This window comes from Citrobacter sp. Cy070 (assembly GCF_030332245.1).
GTDB lineage: Bacteria > Pseudomonadota > Gammaproteobacteria > Enterobacterales > Enterobacteriaceae > Citrobacter > Citrobacter youngae.
This window is the reverse complement of the sequence record NZ_JAOWIG010000014.1, coordinates 1-226: the sequence shown is the minus strand read 5'-3', so window position 1 is coordinate 226 and position 226 is coordinate 1. Positions and strand designations below refer to the sequence as shown.

Genomic DNA, 226 nt, shown 5'->3' with positions numbered 1-226 from the left:
CTACGGCGTTTCACTTCTGAGTTCGGCATGGGGTCAGGTGGGACCACCGCGCTACAGCCGCCAGGCAAATTCTGTTATCAACACGCTTTAGCATGTCGATGTAATCTGTAATCAAGCTGAATATCGATGTCTCTTCGCCAAAACACCTTCGGCGTTGTAAGGTTAAGCCTCACGGTTCATTAGTATCGGTTAGCTCAATGTATCGCTACACTTACACACCCGACCT

Annotated in this window: 1 rRNA gene; it reads right to left on the bottom strand. The window is 49.1% G+C overall.

Annotated features, from left to right (window positions below):
• A 5S ribosomal RNA gene (rrf, locus tag OGY19_RS01760) occupies positions 1–65 on the bottom strand; the annotation flags it as partial.
• Positions 66–226: the final 161 nt, after the last annotated feature.